This window comes from Streptomyces sp. P9-2B-2, from assembly GCF_030406865.1.
Lineage (GTDB): Bacteria > Actinomycetota > Actinomycetes > Streptomycetales > Streptomycetaceae > Streptomyces > Streptomyces platensis.
Genome location: NZ_CP129126.1, coordinates 2,621,867 through 2,636,652, shown reverse-complemented (window position 1 = coordinate 2,636,652; position 14,786 = coordinate 2,621,867). Strand labels below are relative to the sequence as shown.

Annotated in this window: 15 protein-coding genes; 8 read left to right on the top strand and 7 right to left on the bottom strand. The window is 70.3% G+C overall.

Annotated features, from left to right (window positions below):
- Positions 1 to 41 precede the first annotated feature (41 nt).
- The 4 genes from QT196_RS11445 to QT196_RS39370 all read left to right on the top strand — a co-directional run bounded on the left by QT196_RS11445 (position 42) and on the right by QT196_RS39370 (position 3,357).
- Positions 42 to 2,342, top strand: a complete 2,301-nt coding sequence (locus QT196_RS11445; RefSeq protein ID WP_266730479.1) for a LuxR C-terminal-related transcriptional regulator — start codon at positions 42 to 44, stop codon at positions 2,340 to 2,342.
- A 20-nt stretch (positions 2,343 to 2,362) separates the two neighbouring features.
- Positions 2,363 to 2,554, top strand: a complete 192-nt coding sequence (locus QT196_RS11440; protein WP_168478765.1) for a hypothetical protein — start codon at positions 2,363 to 2,365, stop codon at positions 2,552 to 2,554.
- A 99-nt stretch (positions 2,555 to 2,653) separates the two neighbouring features.
- Positions 2,654 to 3,217, top strand: coding sequence for an alpha/beta hydrolase (locus QT196_RS11435; RefSeq protein WP_266730477.1), 564 nt, complete (start codon positions 2,654 to 2,656; stop codon positions 3,215 to 3,217).
- On the top strand, positions 3,115 to 3,357 hold the full coding sequence (locus tag QT196_RS39370; RefSeq protein ID WP_353962380.1) for a helix-turn-helix transcriptional regulator: 243 nt from the start codon (positions 3,115 to 3,117) through the stop codon (positions 3,355 to 3,357). Before QT196_RS11435 ends, QT196_RS39370 begins: the two co-directional genes overlap by 103 nt.
- 36 nt (positions 3,358 to 3,393) lie before the next feature.
- Here QT196_RS39370 and QT196_RS11430 read toward each other — a convergent pair whose 3' ends face one another.
- A complete protein-coding gene (locus QT196_RS11430) occupies positions 3,394 to 4,026 on the bottom strand; it encodes a TetR/AcrR family transcriptional regulator (RefSeq protein ID WP_266730475.1) in 633 nt (210 codons plus the stop codon).
- Between the two features lie 281 nt (positions 4,027 to 4,307).
- On the opposite strand from QT196_RS11430, the gene QT196_RS11425 reads away from it, so the two are divergent.
- Both QT196_RS11425 and QT196_RS11420 read left to right on the top strand, forming a co-directional pair.
- Positions 4,308 to 5,705, top strand: coding sequence for an MFS transporter (locus QT196_RS11425; protein WP_266730473.1), 1,398 nt, complete (start codon positions 4,308 to 4,310; stop codon positions 5,703 to 5,705).
- Positions 5,702 to 6,922 (top strand): FAD-dependent monooxygenase, encoded by a 1,221-nt coding sequence (locus tag QT196_RS11420; protein WP_168478760.1) that lies wholly within the window; start codon positions 5,702 to 5,704, stop codon positions 6,920 to 6,922. The genes QT196_RS11425 and QT196_RS11420 overlap by 4 nt, the downstream gene beginning before the upstream one ends.
- Positions 6,923 to 7,033: 111 nt before the next feature.
- On the opposite strand, the gene QT196_RS11415 is transcribed toward QT196_RS11420, so the two are convergent.
- The gene (locus QT196_RS11415) at positions 7,034 to 8,047 is read right to left on the bottom strand and encodes a MerR family transcriptional regulator (protein WP_266730470.1); all 1,014 of its coding nucleotides are present in this window, start codon (positions 8,045 to 8,047) and stop codon (positions 7,034 to 7,036) included.
- 98 nt (positions 8,048 to 8,145) lie between these two features.
- On the opposite strand from QT196_RS11415, the gene QT196_RS11410 reads away from it, so the two are divergent.
- Positions 8,146 to 8,937: an alpha/beta fold hydrolase gene (locus QT196_RS11410; protein ID WP_168478759.1), complete on the top strand. Its 792-nt coding sequence runs from the start codon at positions 8,146 to 8,148 to the stop codon at positions 8,935 to 8,937.
- 144 nt (positions 8,938 to 9,081) lie between these two features.
- On the opposite strand, the gene glnA is transcribed toward QT196_RS11410, so the two are convergent.
- Complete coding sequence (glnA, locus tag QT196_RS11405; RefSeq protein WP_085925357.1) at positions 9,082 to 10,491, bottom strand: type I glutamate--ammonia ligase; 1,410 nt, start codon at positions 10,489 to 10,491, stop codon at positions 9,082 to 9,084.
- A gap of 338 nt (positions 10,492 to 10,829) precedes the next feature.
- Between glnA and QT196_RS11400 the strand changes: the two genes are divergently transcribed.
- Positions 10,830 to 11,297 (top strand): RDD family protein, encoded by a 468-nt coding sequence (locus tag QT196_RS11400; RefSeq protein WP_290354838.1) that lies wholly within the window; start codon positions 10,830 to 10,832, stop codon positions 11,295 to 11,297.
- A gap of 221 nt (positions 11,298 to 11,518) precedes the next feature.
- Here the strand turns inward: QT196_RS11400 and QT196_RS11395 are convergent, their stop codons facing one another.
- The 4 genes from QT196_RS11395 to lipB all read right to left on the bottom strand — a co-directional run bounded on the left by QT196_RS11395 (position 11,519) and on the right by lipB (position 14,589).
- Positions 11,519 to 12,229 (bottom strand): DUF4191 domain-containing protein, encoded by a 711-nt coding sequence (locus tag QT196_RS11395; protein WP_085925359.1) that lies wholly within the window; start codon positions 12,227 to 12,229, stop codon positions 11,519 to 11,521.
- A 10-nt stretch (positions 12,230 to 12,239) separates the two neighbouring features.
- A complete protein-coding gene (locus QT196_RS11390) occupies positions 12,240 to 12,470 on the bottom strand; it encodes a hypothetical protein (protein ID WP_085925360.1) in 231 nt (76 codons plus the stop codon).
- A 211-nt stretch (positions 12,471 to 12,681) separates the two neighbouring features.
- The gene (lipA, locus tag QT196_RS11385) at positions 12,682 to 13,632 is read right to left on the bottom strand and encodes a lipoyl synthase (protein WP_168478757.1); all 951 of its coding nucleotides are present in this window, start codon (positions 13,630 to 13,632) and stop codon (positions 12,682 to 12,684) included.
- A gap of 141 nt (positions 13,633 to 13,773) precedes the next feature.
- Positions 13,774 to 14,589, bottom strand: coding sequence for a lipoyl(octanoyl) transferase LipB (gene lipB / locus QT196_RS11380; protein WP_168478756.1), 816 nt, complete (start codon positions 14,587 to 14,589; stop codon positions 13,774 to 13,776).
- Positions 14,590 to 14,786: the final 197 nt, after the last annotated feature.

Below are 14,786 nucleotides of genomic sequence, written 5' to 3'. Positions count from 1 at the left end.
CGTGTTTGCCCGCTGTGTCGGGGGCGGCTAGGGTGCGCAGCATGGGAGGCCATGTGCGGGAGCCCGGCACGCTGCCTGCCGAGACGACCCGGTTCATCGGGCGGCGGCGTGAGCTGACCGAAGCCAGGGCGCTGCTGTCGCGCGGCCGGCTGGTGACCCTCACAGGGTCCGGCGGGATCGGGAAGACCCGGATGGCACTGCGCCTGGCCGCCGACGTACGGCGGTCCTTTCCGGGCGGGGTGTGGCTGGTGGAGCTGGCTGCGCTGGAGGACGGGGGCCAGGTCGCCCGGACCGTTGCGGCGCGGCTGAGGGTCGGCCGCGAGGCGCTGAGTGATCCGTTGCCCCGCCTCGTGGAACACATAGCCGATCAGCGGATGCTGCTGGTGCTGGACAACTGCGAGCACGTGCTGGATGCCTGCGCGGAACTGGTGGCGGCCCTGCTGGCCGCGAACCCCGAGCTGCTGGTGCTCTCGACCAGCCGTCAGGCACTGGCGGTGGGCGGGGAGCAGGTCTTCCCGGTGCCGCCGATGGTGCTGTCCGGTCCCGTGCTGTCCGCGGAGCACAGCGAAGCCGTGGCCCTGTTCGCCGATCGTGCCGCCGCCGTGCGGCCGGACTACACGCTCACCTCGCAGAACGCCGCGGTGGCCGGGGAGATTTGCCGCCGGCTGGACGGGGTGCCACTGGCGATCGAACTGGCGGCAGCCCGGATGCGGGTCCTGTCGGCGCCTCAGATACTCAGCCGTCTCGACGACCGCTTCCGGCTGCTCGGCGCCGGCCCGCGGACCGCCCCGCCGCGTCAGCGGGCCCTGCGGGCGGCGATCGACTGGAGCCACGACCTGTGCACGCAGCAGGAGCAACTGCTGTGGGCGCGGCTTTCCGTACTGTCCGGCGGTTTCGATCTGGAGGCGGCCGAAGAGATCTGCTCCGGTGCGGGCATCGACCGGCAGGATGTTCTCGACCTGATCACCGGCCTGGTCGACAAGTCCGTACTGACCTGCGAGGAGCAGGGCACGCGCATGCGGTACGGGCTGCTGGACACCCTCCGCCAATACGGGCGGGAGCAGTTGGCCGCCTCGGGCGAGGAGCCCGCGCTGCGCCAACGGCACCAGGACCACTACCGCCGGATGGCCGGGCAAGCCGAAGCCGAGTGGTTCGGGCCGGACCAGATGGCCTGGTTCACCCGGCTGCGCATCGAGCACGCCAACCTTCAGGCAGCGCTCACGTTCACGCTGGGCGAGCCGGGTCAGGCACAGGCGGCGATGGGCCTGGCGGCCTCGCTGTGGAGCCACCCGCTCGGCTACGGGTCCTTCCACGAGGGCCGCCAGTGGCTCGGCAGGGCCCTAGCACTCGATGACGAGCCCAGCCCCCTCCGGACCAAGGCACTCTTCGTCGACGGGCTGGTGGCCGTCCTCCAGGGAGACATCCGCGCCGCGCGCACGCGGATCGAGGAGTGCCGGGCCATGGCGTCCGTTTTGGGAGAGCAGCGGGAGTTGGCCCGGAGCGTGGTGCATCTCGAGGGCCTAGTCGCCCTCTTCCAAGCGGATTTCCCCCGCGCGATCGCGCTGCTGGAAGAGGCCTTCACCCGGCATCAGGCCGCCGGGGACACCGGCAGTGCCGCCGTCACCGCCTGCATGCTCACGAGCGCCTGTGTCAGTGTCGACGACCCGGCTGCCACCCTGCACGCCGAGCGGTTCCTGGCCCTGTGCGAGGAGCACGGTGCCGCGTGGTCGCGCACCCACGCACTGTGGGCCCTGGGCCTGGACCAGCACCGGCGCGGGCGGTATCAACGGGCGGGCACTCTGGTGCGGCAGGCCCTGCGGGACAAGCCCCTGTCCTACGACCAGTGCGGAGTGGCTCAGTGCCTGGAGGTACTGGGCTGGTGCGCGGCCGCCACGGGGCTCCAGGAACGCGCCGCGACGCTGATGGGCGCGGCCGACGCGGCATGGCAGGTCGCCGGATCCACGCTCACCGGACTGGGCCACCTCCAGACGGGCCACCAGAAGTTCGAGGCACAGCTGCGCAAGGAACTGGATGCCGCCGCGTTCGACGCATCCACGCAAGGGGGGCGGGCGCTGACCCTGGAGCAGGCCGTCGCCTACGCGCTGCACGACTCCGCTTCGCCCGGTCCACCGCCGCCCGCACAGGAGGCGTCCGCGCCCCTGACCCGCCGCGAGCGGGAAGTCGCCGACCTGGTCGCCGAGGGCATGACCAACAAGCAGATCGCGGCACAGCTGGTCATCTCCCGGCGCACCGTGGAAGGGCATGTGGACCGCATCCTGACCAAAATGGGCTTCACCTCACGTGCTCAAGTCGCCGCCTGGGTTGTGACGAACCAGCCCTGAGCGGGCGCCCGGCGGAGGCCGTGGCGTGGGCCCATCGCCGCACCCTGGCCGGCGGTGACCGCGGCGAAATCATGCTCACCGCAGCGGCGAAACAGCCCGAACGGGGCTTGGCGAAGCGGGAGTTCAGCGCGGAGCCGGTGGTCGGCGAACTGGTCACCCACGGCCGGGCGGCGGACGGGCGTCCGCACGGAAATCTCACGGGTATTCCGTGATCCCTGGCTGTCTCCGGTCCGACAGCCTTGATCCCTGAAAGCTTCGCCGACCGGCACCAAGCGGGTCGGACTCCGATCCGAGCACAAGGGTTGATGGTTGTGACTGACATCGTGGTGGTACACGGACTGTGGGCCGACGGGTCCAGCTGGAGCGAGGTGATCCCGCTCCTGCACGCCGCCGGACACCGGGTGCATGCCGTGCAACTGCCGCTGACCTCCATGGAGGAGGACGTGGCGTACACCCGGCAGATGGTGGACCGGCTGCCGGGCCCGGTCGTGCTGGCCGGATGGTCGTACGGCGGCGCGGTCATCACCAACGCGGCCCACGGCGCGCCGCACGTATCCGCCCTGGTGTACATAGCGGCTTTCGCGCCCCAGAAGGGCGAGCGCGGCAATGACCTCCTGGCCCACTTCCCGTCGCCTGTCGGCGAAGCGGTCCAACTGGACGACCAGGGCCGGATGTGGCTCGACCCCGACCGGTACCGGCAGGTGTTCGCCGCGGATCTCCATCCCTCCCGCGCCGCCACGCTGGCCGCCGTGCAGAAGCCGGCCGCCCCGGCATGCTTCTCCACCCCGTCCGCCGAACCGGCCTGGCTCACGATCCCGTCCTGGTACCTGGTCGCCGAGGACGACGAGGCGCCGCCCTGGCGGCAAACGGTCTGACAAACCGCGAGATCGCGGAGGAACTGTTCATCACGCAGCGCACCGTGGAAAACCACCTCACCGCCGGATTCCGCAAACTGGACATCGCCGGCCGCCGCCAACTCCCGGCAGCCCTCCAGGCACTGGACACCCACAGCTGATCCCGGCCGCCTTGACGAACCCGGGTCGGCACCGCCCTACACCATCCGGTACGCCCGGAGAAAGGTCCGCACTCCCTCGACGACCAGGGGCCGGACGCGGGTGTCCTCCGCCGCATTCGCGGAACCGAGCCGGTCCAGCGCGACGCCGAAGGTCAGCGCGATGAACTGGTCGGCCCCGAGCCGGGGATCGGGTACATCGAGCAGCCCGGCCGCGCCGAGGGCGGCGAACCGCTCGGCAAGTGCCTCGTCGGGGGTGTCGGCCATGGAGTTGTAGCCCCGGTGCGGAAGGTTGCCGGATTCCGCCCGGACCAGACGTTGCAGCGTGGCGTACTCCGCCGAGCCGAGCATGTCGGTCGCGATCCGCATCGAGAACGTGACCAGGGCGTCCTCAAGTTCGGCGGCCTCGGTGAGGCCGGTGAGGGTGTCGTCGAGGGTGCCCCGGATCGTGGTGATCAGTGACTCGCCGACGGCGTCGACGACCGCGCGCAGCAGCGTCTGCTTGTCGCCGAAGTAGTCATAGACCGTCCGCTTGGACACCTCGGCCCGGGCGGCGACCGCGTCGACGCTGGACCGGTCGAAGCCGTCGGCGAGGAACAGTTCCCGGGCCGCCGTAAGGATGGCGGCCCGCTTCCGCGTGGACCCCTCGCGCAGTGTCTTCGTGGTCGGCATGGGCACATCTTAACCGAACTACACTGCACGGTGTAGTGTAACGTCAGCTCGGTGGGTGCCGCACCCATCCACCCGCACCGCCCGGCGGAGCCGTGCTTACGCCAACTCACTTACCGCCCACCCGAGTTCACTCCGCCCGACGACCTCGGACCTGCCCGCAAAGCCCCCCAGCGCAACGCGCCCCGCGTGAAGCCGCAGTGTCCGCGCCGGGCCCGGCAAGGCAGCAGCGCTACGCGTACGGCCGGCCCAGCCCTCGCCCGGCCATGACGGAAAGGACGTCCATGACCGCAACTCTGGCTCCCCCGGTTCGCCTCGCGAAGGCCGCTGTCGCGGCCCTCGGCATGCTGGCGGTCGCCACCGGTGCCTTGGAGTCGGTGGTGACACCGACGCTCCCGCTCCTGCAACGCGAACTGGAGCTGAGCCCCGCCGAAGGGGCGTTACTCAGCATCGTGCTCCTCATCACCGGCGCGCTCGTCACCCCGGTCGCAGGCAAGTTGGGCGACCGCTACGGCGGGAAACGGGTCCTGATCCGGCTGATGGCGGTGGTCTGTGCCGGTGGTCTGGTGTCCGCCCTGGCGCCGAACCTGCCGGTGCTGCTGCTCGGTCAGATACTTCAGGGGGCGATGGTGGGCGCGCTGCCCCTGTCGTTCATCCTGGTGCGCGCGCACCTCCCCGCGGAAGAGTCGAAGGTGGCCATCGGGGTGGTCAGCGGGTTGTTCGTCGGGGGGGGGATGGCGGGAACCCTGTCGGCCGGGCCCGTGGCGGAAGGACTGTCCCGGCACTGGATGTTCGCCCTGCCGACCATCGCGGTCATCGGGGCCACCACGCTGGTGAACAGGCTGATGCCGGATGATCCGCCGCGCCGCTCGGACGGCGCCGGGATCGACTGGCCCGGTCTGCTTCTCCTGAGCGGGACACTGATCACGCTCATGCTCGCGCTCGCGCTGGCGCCCGACATCGGCTCGCAGCCACTCGCGCTCGGCGCCCTCATCGTGGTTCTGGCCGCCTTCGTGACCGGATGGATCGCCGTCGAGCGTCGCGCGGCCTCGCCGATGGTCGATCTGCGCATGCTGGCCCGGCCCACGCTGTGGAAGTCGTGTGTGCTGACGTTCGTGATCTGCGTCGGCACCTCGGTGGCGGTCTATCTCGTCCCACAGCTGTTCGCGATGCCCTCCCACGCGTACGGATTCGGGGCCGGCGCCACCGAGATCGGCTTCTTCCTGCTGCCCGGCGCCGTGGCCGCGTCGCTGGCCGGGCCGATGAGCGGTATCGGCGCGCGCCGCTTCGGCTCGCGTGCCGTGGTCATCACCGGGCTCGTCCTCATGGCCGTCGCCCTGCTCGCCCTGGCGGCCGTACACACCGAGGTCTGGCACCTCGTCCTCGCCAAGGTGATGATCTCGCTCGCCAACGGCCTCTGCGTCACGGCGATGGTGACCGGCACCGCCACTTCCGTCGATCGAAGTGACACCGGTATCGCCACCAGCCTGGTCCTGGTGACGCGCGTGATCGGCTTCGCCGTGGGCGCACAACTCGGCGGTGCGATCCTCACCGCCGCGACGCCCTCCGGCTCGGATGTCCCGGCCGAATCGGCCTTCGTCACCGGTTTCGTCATAGCCGGCGCCGTCACGGCGCTGTCCCTGCTCGTCGCCCGCACCCTGAGCAAAGGAGTCAAGGAATGACCCGCGCCGAGCAGTTAAGGAATATCCGTACCACCCGGACGCGCAAGGTCCTGATATCCGGGGCCGGCGTCGCGGGACCCGCCCTCGCGTACTGGCTGAACCGCTACGGATTCGCGGTCACGGTGGTCGAGAAGGCGAGCGCGCTTCGCGGCGGTGGCTACCCCATCGACGTGCGCGGCACCGCGCTTGAGGTCGTCCGGAAGATGGGAATCCTGCCGCGGCTGCTGGACGCGCACATCGACCTGCGCCGGCTGACCTTCCTCGAAGGGGACGGCAGCGAGGTCGCCTCGGTCAACCCGTACACCCTCACCGGCGGTGTCGCGGGACAGGACCTGGAGGTGCGGCGCGGGGACCTGACCGCCGCTCTCCACACGGCGGTCCGTGACGACGTGGAGTTCCTGTTCAACGACTCCATCGACACCCTCGACCAGTCCGGCCACGGGGTCGACGTCACCTTCCGCGGGGGCAGCAGGCGCACCTTCGACATGGTGTTCGGCGCGGACGGACTGCATTCACGGACCCGCGAGCTCCTGTTCGGCCCCGAAGGGCAGTTCCACCGGTACCTCGGCTACTGCTTCGCCGGATTCACCCTGCGCAACACCTTCGGGCTCTCCCACGAGACCGTGATGTGGAACACCCCGGGCAGGGCCGCGGCACTCTACGCCGTGGGAGACAACGACGACGTACACGCCCTCCTGAACTTCGCCCACCCGAAACCGCCCTTCGACGCGTTCCGGAACCCCGAAGCCCAACGGGACCTGGTCGCCACGGTCTTCGCCGACGCAGGATGGCAGGTCCCGGGCATGCTCGCCGCCCTGCGCGACGCGAACGACCTGTTCTTCGACCGTGTCAGCCAGATCCGCATGCCCCACTGGTCCCACGGCCGGGTCGCCCTGCTGGGCGACGCCGCGTACGCCCCCTCGTTCCTCACCGGCCAGGGCTCCAGCCTCGCCCTCGTCGGCGCGTACATGCTCGCCGGCTCCCTGTCCGACCGGGACCACACCACAGGCTTCGCCGCCTACGAACATCACACCCGCGCATTCGTGACCGCGAACCAGGACCAGGTCGGCAAGGGCGACGCCACCCTCTTCCCCACCACCGCCCGGGCCCTGGAGCAGCGCAACCAGATGCTCCGCAACCTCAGCACCATGCCCCCCACGGAGGGCCGACCGTCCCATTCGGCCCTCACCCTGCCCGAATTCATGCCCAGGACGTGAGCCGCGGGCATGGCCGTCGGCCGTGTCTTCCAGGAGTGGAAGAAAACGGCCGACGGCCAACAGCTGGACGAAGGCGACGGGGACCGTAGCCGGTGTGGCCGGCCAGGTGGGTCACGCACGAGCCAGCGGACGCTCTTCCCCATGGTCGCGGCCGGCACACCCATCGGACTCCTTCATCTGGGCGACCTCCGCGTCCAGCGCGGCGCGGAGCCAGTCGTCCATGGCGCCGATGGTCGGCTGCGAGGAAGCGGAGGGGAGTTCGCCGGCGAGTTGCCAGTAGCGGTCTATGAGGGGATGCGCGAGCTGGGCCAGCTGGGCGCTGAGTTGGCGGCGGAAGGCAGGGGTGTCCTGCGTGTTGTGCAAGCCGGCGTGGGCGCTGACGAAACAGTCGAGGGCTTCGCCCGCGTGCGGAGGCCGTTGGTCCCGTACGTCCGCCGAGGCGAGCGCGCACGCCTCGGCAAGCCCTTCGTACAGGACGGCCGGGCGGCAGGCCGCGTCGGGGGTCCGGGCTGCGAGGCGGCGGATGTCGATGTCGCGGACGTGGGGGTCGGTGGCGACGGCGTGCAGTCGGACGAAGGTCAGGACCTGGGACGGGGTCGGGTCGGCGGGCGGCTGCGGCACCGCCGCTTCGAGCAGCGTGGAGAGCAGGCGGGCCGGGAGTCGCCCGGGGAGTACGTGACGCCAGAAGCGGGCCAGGGCGTCCGTGTTGGGCGGGATGGTCACGGCACCTATCAGGCGCAGGCGGTCGGCGCGTTCCTCGGGGGTGCAGTCGCGGAGAAGGTGCAGGGCGGCCTCCCGCCAGCGCAGGGAGGACAGTTGCGTGCCGAGTTCCCGGAGCTGCCCGGCGACGGCGTCCTCCAGGGCGTCCGTCGCGCCCGGCGCGTCCTCCTGGGCGAGGACCCGATCGACCTGCGGCATCGGCAGGTCGAGGGTGCGCAGCGAACGGATCAGGCGGAGCCGGTCCAGGGCCTCGGGGCCGTACCGACGGTGGCCCCCGGCGCTGCGGGTGGCCTCGGGCAGCAGGCCGCGGTCCGAGTAGAAGCGGACGGTCTTGACGGTGACGCCTGCCTGCTCGGCGAGTTCGCCGATGCTCCACATGCCATCAGGGGACGCGGAGACGTTCATGCCTTGAACCTCCCTCAGGGGGAGTTCCTACCGTAACGGCATGCGCGGCCGGCTCAACGGGGGTCGGCCGCGCAGCCAAGCTGTGCGAGGAGGCATGGATGACGACGTATGTGCTGGTGGCGGGCGGTCATATGGGCGGCTGGCTGTGGCAGGACGTGGTGGATCGGCTACGGGAGCGGGGAGCCGAGGCCTACCCGGCGACGCTCACGGGCATGGGCGACCGCCGTCATCTGGCGGGCCCAGGAACGGACTTGGAGACCCATATCGAGGATCTGGTGCAGCTCATCGATCACTTGGACGCGCCGGAGGTGGTGCTCGTCGCCCACTGCCACGGCAGCTTTCCGGCGCTGGGCGCCGCCGACCGGCGCCCGGAACGGGTCTCCCGGATCGTGTACGTGTCGGCGCCCCTGCCGATGGACGGCTTCTCGGTGCACGGCCTGGTGGACGAATTCGAGCCCGACCCGGCGGTCCGCGACGGATGGCGGCAACGGGCCGAACAGGCCGAGGACGGCTGGCGCATCCCCCCGCCGTCACCCGACGACGTGCAGGCCCGGAACAGCGTTGCGGGCGTCCCCGCGGACGCGCTGGCCCGGCTCGTCCGCCTGGCCGCGCCACAGCCGCTGGGTCCGCTCACCCAGCCGCTCCGGCTGTCGGGGGCCGCCGCCGAGCTGCCGACGAGCGGCGTCTTCTGTACCGGCACGCAGATGAGCATCGCCATGGTCGAGTCCCTGGTGCGCTCGGGGGACCCGCGCTTCCGTGTACTCACCGAGCCGCACGTGACCTTCTTCGAACTCGACACCGGGCACTGGCCGATGCTCTCCGCCCCCGACGAACTCGCCGGGCTACTACTCCGGGCCGCCGCGGGTGAAGGGCAGCGGGTGACCGCGTAGTCCTGCCCAGCGGGGGCAGCGGGCCGCGTGCCCTCGCGGCACTACGAAAAAGCCGTCGGCCGCGTCTTCCGGGAGTGGAAGAACACGGCCGACGGCCCAGAGACGGCCCAGGGGAGCGGAAATCCGCTCTGACCTGCGGCGTTCTTAGATGTCGTAGTAAAGCTCGAACTCGTGCGGGTGCGGGCGCAGCTGGATCGGGGCGATTTCGTTGGTGCGCTTGTAGTCGATCCAGGTTTCGATCAGGTCGGAGGTGAAGACGCCGCCCTGCTGGAGGTACTCGTTGTCGGCCTCGAGGGCGTCGAGGACGGCCGGGAGGGAGGTCGGGACCTGGGGGACGCCCGCGTGCTCCTCGGGGGCGAGCTCGTAGAGGTCCTTGTCGATCGGCTCGGCCGGCTCGATCTTGTTCTTGACGCCGTCCAGGCCCGCGAGGAGGAGGGCGGAGAAGGCGAGGTACGGGTTCGAGGACGGGTCCGGGGCGCGGAACTCGACGCGCTTGGCCTTGGGGTTCGAGCCCGTGATCGGGATACGCATGGCCGCGGAGCGGTTGCGCTGCGAGTAGACCAGGTTGACCGGGGCCTCGAAGCCGGGGACCAGGCGGTGGTAGGAGTTCACCGTCGGGTTGGTGAAGGCCAGCAGCGACGGGGCGTGCTTGAGGATGCCGCCGATGTAGTAGCGGGCGGTGTCCGAGAGGCCCGCGTAGCCCTGCTCGTCGTAGAAGAGGGGGCTGCCGCCCTGCCACAGCGACTGGTGGACGTGCATGCCGGAGCCGTTGTCACCGAAGATCGGCTTGGGCATGAAGGTCGCGGACTTGCCGTTGCGCCAGGCGACGTTCTTCACGATGTACTTGAAGAGCATCAGGTCGTCGGCCGCGGCGAGCAGCGTGTTGAACTTGTAGTTGATCTCCGCCTGGCCGGCCGTGCCGACCTCGTGGTGCTGGCGCTCGACCTCCAGGCCGGCCGCCTCCAGCTCCAGGGAGATCTCGGCGCGCAGGTCGGCGAAGTGGTCGACCGGCGGGGCCGGGAAGTAGCCGCCCTTGTACCGGACCTTGTAGCCGCGGTTGTTCTCCTCCGAGCCGGTGTTCCAGGCACCCGCCTCGGAGTCGATGTGGTAGAAGGACTCGTTCGCCTTCGTCTCGAACCGGACGTTGTCGAAGACGTAGAACTCGGCCTCGGGACCGAAGAACGCGGTGTCCGCGATGCCGGTGGAGGCGAGGTAGGCCTCGGCCTTCTTGGCGATGTTGCGCGGGTCACGGCTGTACTGCTCGCCCGTGATCGGGTCGTGGATGAAGAAGTTGATGTTGACGGTCTTGTCGCGGCGGAACGGGTCCACACGGGCCGTCGACAGGTCCGCGCGGAGCGCCATGTCGGACTCGTGGATGGCCTGGAAGCCGCGGATCGAGGAGCCGTCGAAGGCGAGTTCCTCGGCCGGGTCGAACGCCTTCGCCGGGATCGTGAAGTGCTGCATCACACCGGGCAGGTCGCAGAACCTGACGTCGACGAACTTCACGTCTTCGTCCGCGATGAACTTCTTGGCCTCGTCGCCGTTCTGGAACATCCAACTCCTCCTAGCCCGGTCACCGGTCGGCGGACGCGGGATTGCTACTCGGAACGCGACCCTGTGCGGTGGCGCGATGCCCGACCATAGGCAGGCGGGATTTCCCAAGCATGACCCATTTGTTTCGCCGAGGTTAACCGGCGGCGGCCGCCCTTACCTCCCAGTGTGCGCCAAAGAGGGATGTTCCGGGCGCCCGCTGCCGCCGCCCCGTCCGGGGGCCCGCCGAGCCGTCCCGCCCCCTGCCGGGGCGCCCGTCGCGGCCGGTCCCCGTGGCCCGTCCCCGCGTCCTCACCGGCCCTCCGGGAAGGGAACGTATGCGGTCGCAGTACCGTGGTCGGGTGGACAACAGGCGAGCAATCGGATCGTGGATCTCCGGGCCCCGCGCGGCAGCCGAGGACATGGGTGTCGAGTTCGGATACCGCGGGCAGCAGCTCGGGCTGCCGGAGGAGGGGCCGGGCTCGATCGCCCGCCCCGGGCGGCGCTTCGCCGCGCTCTTCATCGACTGGGCGCTGTGCCTGCTCATCGCGTACGGCCTGCTCAGCGGCGGTAAGGCGCAGGCGGCGAGCAACTGGGCGCTGGTGGTCTTCGCGGTGCTCAGCGTGCTGACGGTCGGCACGGTCGGCTTCACGCCCGGCAAGCGGCTGCTGGGCCTGCGGGTGATCTCCGAGGACGGTGGCCGGCTCTCGCTGCCGCGGGTCGTGCTGCGCACGGTGCTGCTGGTGGTGGTCATCCCGGCGGTGGTGTGGGACCAGGACGGGCGGGGGCTGCACGATCGCGTCACACGCGCCGTACAGGTCCGTCTGTGACCCGTTGCGGGTGAGGGGGCAAGCGGGGCGCCGGGGACGTTTGTGACGCGTTGGACGGCCCGGACGGGTCGCTCGTGCCGACGCGGGCACTCGTGACGACTTGCCTGTGACGGGCCGGACGGCCCTCGCATACGCCGCCCCGGCGAGCCCCCCATACGAAACGCCCCGGACCCAGAGGTCCGGGGCGTCGCTGTGCGGTCTGGTGTCGGTCCGGCGGGCGGTCAGCGGGTCTTGCCGCCGCCCTTGGGCATCCGCATGCCCTTCGGCATGGGGCCCTTCGGGACCGGCATGTTGCTCATCAGGTCGCCGAGCGCGCGGAGCCGGTCGTTCACGGCCGTCACCTGGGCGCCGGGGAGTACGCGCGGCAGCTTCAGCAGGGTCGTACGGAGCTTCTTCAGCGGCACCTGGTCCTCGCCGTCGCCCACCACGATGTCGTGGACGGGGGCGTCGGCGACGGTGCGCGCCATCCGCTTCTTCTCGGCGGCCAGCAGGCCACGGAGACGGTTCGGGTTGCCCTCGCCGACCAGCACGATGCCGGCCTTGCCGACGGCGCGGTGGACCACGTCCTGGCTGCGGTTCATGGCCACCGCGGGGGTGACCGTCCAGCCGCGGCCGACGTTCTCCAGCACGGCGGCCGCCGCACCGGGCTGGCCCTCCATCTGCCCGAAGGCAGCTCGCTCGGCGCGCCGTCCGAAGACGATCGCCATCGCGAGGAAGGCCAGGACGAAGCCCAGGATCCCCGCGTAGATGGGGTGGCCGATCGCGAAGCCGATGGCAAGGAGAACGCCGAATACGACGATGCCTACACCAGCGACGACAAGACCGACCTTGGAGTCGACCCGACGGGTCATCTTGTAGGTCAGGGCGATCTGCTTCAGCCGCCCGGTGTTCTCAGCGCCGGCAGCGCCGTCTGAGTTTGCCTTCCTCGCCATACAGCGAAGTTTACGTGGCGTGCGGACGACGGGTCGCCGCGGCCTCCAGTACGTACTCGGCCTCGTGGCGGTCCTTGGCGCGGGCGCGGTCCTCCAGGACCGACGTCCAGGCGTTACGACGGGCGGTGCGCTGGCCGCCACGCATCAGCACGGCCTCGACGGCACGCAGGGCGCCGGTGACCGAGGGGAGCGGGAGGGCGGGGCTGGTGGCGGTGGTGGCGCGGAGCGGCGCGGCCTGCATGGTGGGTGACTCCCTCTGATCTGTTCGGAGAAGCAGGGGTAGGTGCGGGAGCGGTGCGTGCATCCATCGTCACCGACAGGTGTTACCAACGGATGACCTGCCGGTCAAACACCAATGAAACGTTGACGCGGCCCCACGCCCTCCGTCCTGGGGGAGTGCGGGCCGCGTCCTCAGCATGTGCCACGTTTCACAAGAAGGCGCGCCGGGAGTGTCAAACCGCCTGACTGGGCGTCTCTGCCGCGCGCCGGTCCATGGCCTGCTGGTACAGGCGGCCGGCGCGGTAGGAGGAGCGGACCAGCGGGCCGGACATGACACCCGCATAGCCGATCTCCTCGGCCTCTTCCTGGAGCTCCACGAACTCGGCGGGCTTGACCCAGCGGTCGATGGGGTGGTGCCGCACGGTCGGGCGCAGGTACTGGGTGATCGTGATCAGCTCGCAGCCCGCGTCGTGGAGGTCCTGCAGCGCCTGGCTGATCTCCTCGCGGGTCTCGCCCATGCCCAGGATGAGGTTGGACTTGGTGACCAGACCGGCCTCGCGGGACTTGGAGATGACCTCCAGCGAGCGCTCGTAGCGGAAGCCGGGGCGGATCCGCTTGAAGATCCGCGGGACCGTCTCGACGTTGTGGGCCAGCACCTCCGGGCGGGAGGAGAAGACCTCGGCGAGCTGCTCGGGGACCGCGTTGAAGTCGGGGATCAGCAGCTCGACGCCGGTGCCGGGCATCGCGGCGTGGATCTGCCGGACCGTCTCGGCGTAGAGCCAGGCGCCGCCGTCCTCCAGGTCGTCGCGCGCGACGCCGGTGATCGTGGCGTACTTCAGGCCCATGGTCTGCACGGACTCGGCGACCCGGCGGGGCTCGTCGCGGTCCAGCTCCTGCGGCTTGCCGGTGTCGATCTGGCAGAAGTCACAGCGGCGGGTGCACTGGTCACCACCGATGAGGAAGGTCGCCTCGCGGTCCTCCCAGCATTCGAAGATGTTGGGACAGCCCGCCTCCTGGCAGACCGTGTGCAGACCCTCGCTCTTGACCAGGCCCTGGAGGTGGTTGTACTCGGGACCCATCTTCGCCCGGGTCTTGATCCACTCGGGCTTGCGCTCGATGGGGGTCTGGCTGTTCCGGACCTCCAGGCGCAACATCTTGCGTCCGTCGGGTGCGACTGCGGACACGACCGGCTCCCTACGACTTCGTTTCTTCGGCGTACACCAGGGTACGCCCGTTGATTCGCACGTCTTTACGTGCGGTGCAACCTCGTATGGCGGGGTTGCATTCCCTGCGGTCTCCGGGGCGCATGACCGGCGCCCTGGCCTTCAGACCGCGCGGGGGAGCAGTTCGGCGCCCTCGAGGACGTCCCGCAGATGCTTCTCGGCCACGGGCAGCACCTCGGCGATGGTGATCTCGCGGCCCAGCTCGTTGGCCAGCGAGGCGACACCGGCGTCCCGGATTCCGCACGGGACGATCTTGTCGAACGAGGTGTTGTCCGGGTTCACGTTCAGCGCGAAGCCGTGCATCGTGACGCCCTTGGCGACGCGGATGCCGATCGCGGCGAGCTTGCGGTCCTCGCGGCGCTGGCCGGCGTTGGACGGCGCGTACTCCGGGCCGTTCAGCCGCGGGTCGAACAGCTCGTCCGTGACCCGCGGGTCGAAGTCGAGGTTGAGCCCGCCAAGGGCCGCCCGCTCCTCGACCGGGTCGCCCAGCACCCACACCCCGCTGCGGCCCTCGACCCGGGTGCCCTCGACGCCGAACTCGGCGCAGACCCGGATCAGCGCGTCTTCGAGGCGGCGGACATGGGCCACGACGTCAACCGGACGCGGAAGTTTCTGGATGGGGTAGCCCACCAGCTGGCCGGGCCCGTGCCAGGTGATCTTTCCGCCGCGGTCCACGTCGACGACCGGGGTCCCGTCCAGCGGCCGCTCGTCGTCGGACGTCCGCCGCCCCGCCGTGTAGACGGCCTGGTGTTCCAGCAGCAGACAGGTGTCGGGCAGCTCGTCGGCGAACCGGGCGGCGTGCACCCGGCGCTGCTCCTGCCAGGCGGATTCATAGTCCACGGCCTCGGCGCCGAAGCCCAGATGCACAAAGCGCAGCCCCTCGGGTACGGGGGTCTCCCCCCGAGAGATCGCAGTCACGGCAGCTCCTCTTCGAACCTTCGTTGCACTTTGCTGCAACGTTGATGCCACTTCGCGCCCATGCCACTGTACGGCCGCCGGCTCCGGTCCCCGCAGGCGGCCGGGCGTCCCGGACGGTACGTCCCTGCTCACACGATCGGATGAACGCGGGTCACAGGCCAGGATCGGGCCGCCGAAGGCCGTTACATTCACGCCGT

Coding starts and splice junctions, on each gene's coding strand:
- QT196_RS11445 (WP_266730479.1), top strand. CDS start 42: ATGGGAGGCCATGTGCGGGAGCCCGGCACGCTGCCTGCCGAGACGACC.
- QT196_RS39370 (WP_353962380.1), top strand. CDS start 3,115: ATGCTTCTCCACCCCGTCCGCCGAACCGGCCTGGCTCACGATCCCGTC.
- QT196_RS11430 (WP_266730475.1), bottom strand. CDS start 4,026: ATGCCGACCACGAAGACACTGCGCGAGGGGTCCACGCGGAAGCGGGCC.
- QT196_RS11425 (WP_266730473.1), top strand. CDS start 4,308: ATGACCGCAACTCTGGCTCCCCCGGTTCGCCTCGCGAAGGCCGCTGTC.
- QT196_RS11420 (WP_168478760.1), top strand. CDS start 5,702: ATGACCCGCGCCGAGCAGTTAAGGAATATCCGTACCACCCGGACGCGC.
- QT196_RS11415 (WP_266730470.1), bottom strand. CDS start 8,047: ATGAACGTCTCCGCGTCCCCTGATGGCATGTGGAGCATCGGCGAACTC.
- QT196_RS11410 (WP_168478759.1), top strand. CDS start 8,146: ATGACGACGTATGTGCTGGTGGCGGGCGGTCATATGGGCGGCTGGCTG.
- glnA (WP_085925357.1), bottom strand. CDS start 10,491: ATGTTCCAGAACGGCGACGAGGCCAAGAAGTTCATCGCGGACGAAGAC.
- QT196_RS11395 (WP_085925359.1), bottom strand. CDS start 12,229: ATGGCGAGGAAGGCAAACTCAGACGGCGCTGCCGGCGCTGAGAACACC.
- QT196_RS11390 (WP_085925360.1), bottom strand. CDS start 12,470: ATGCAGGCCGCGCCGCTCCGCGCCACCACCGCCACCAGCCCCGCCCTC.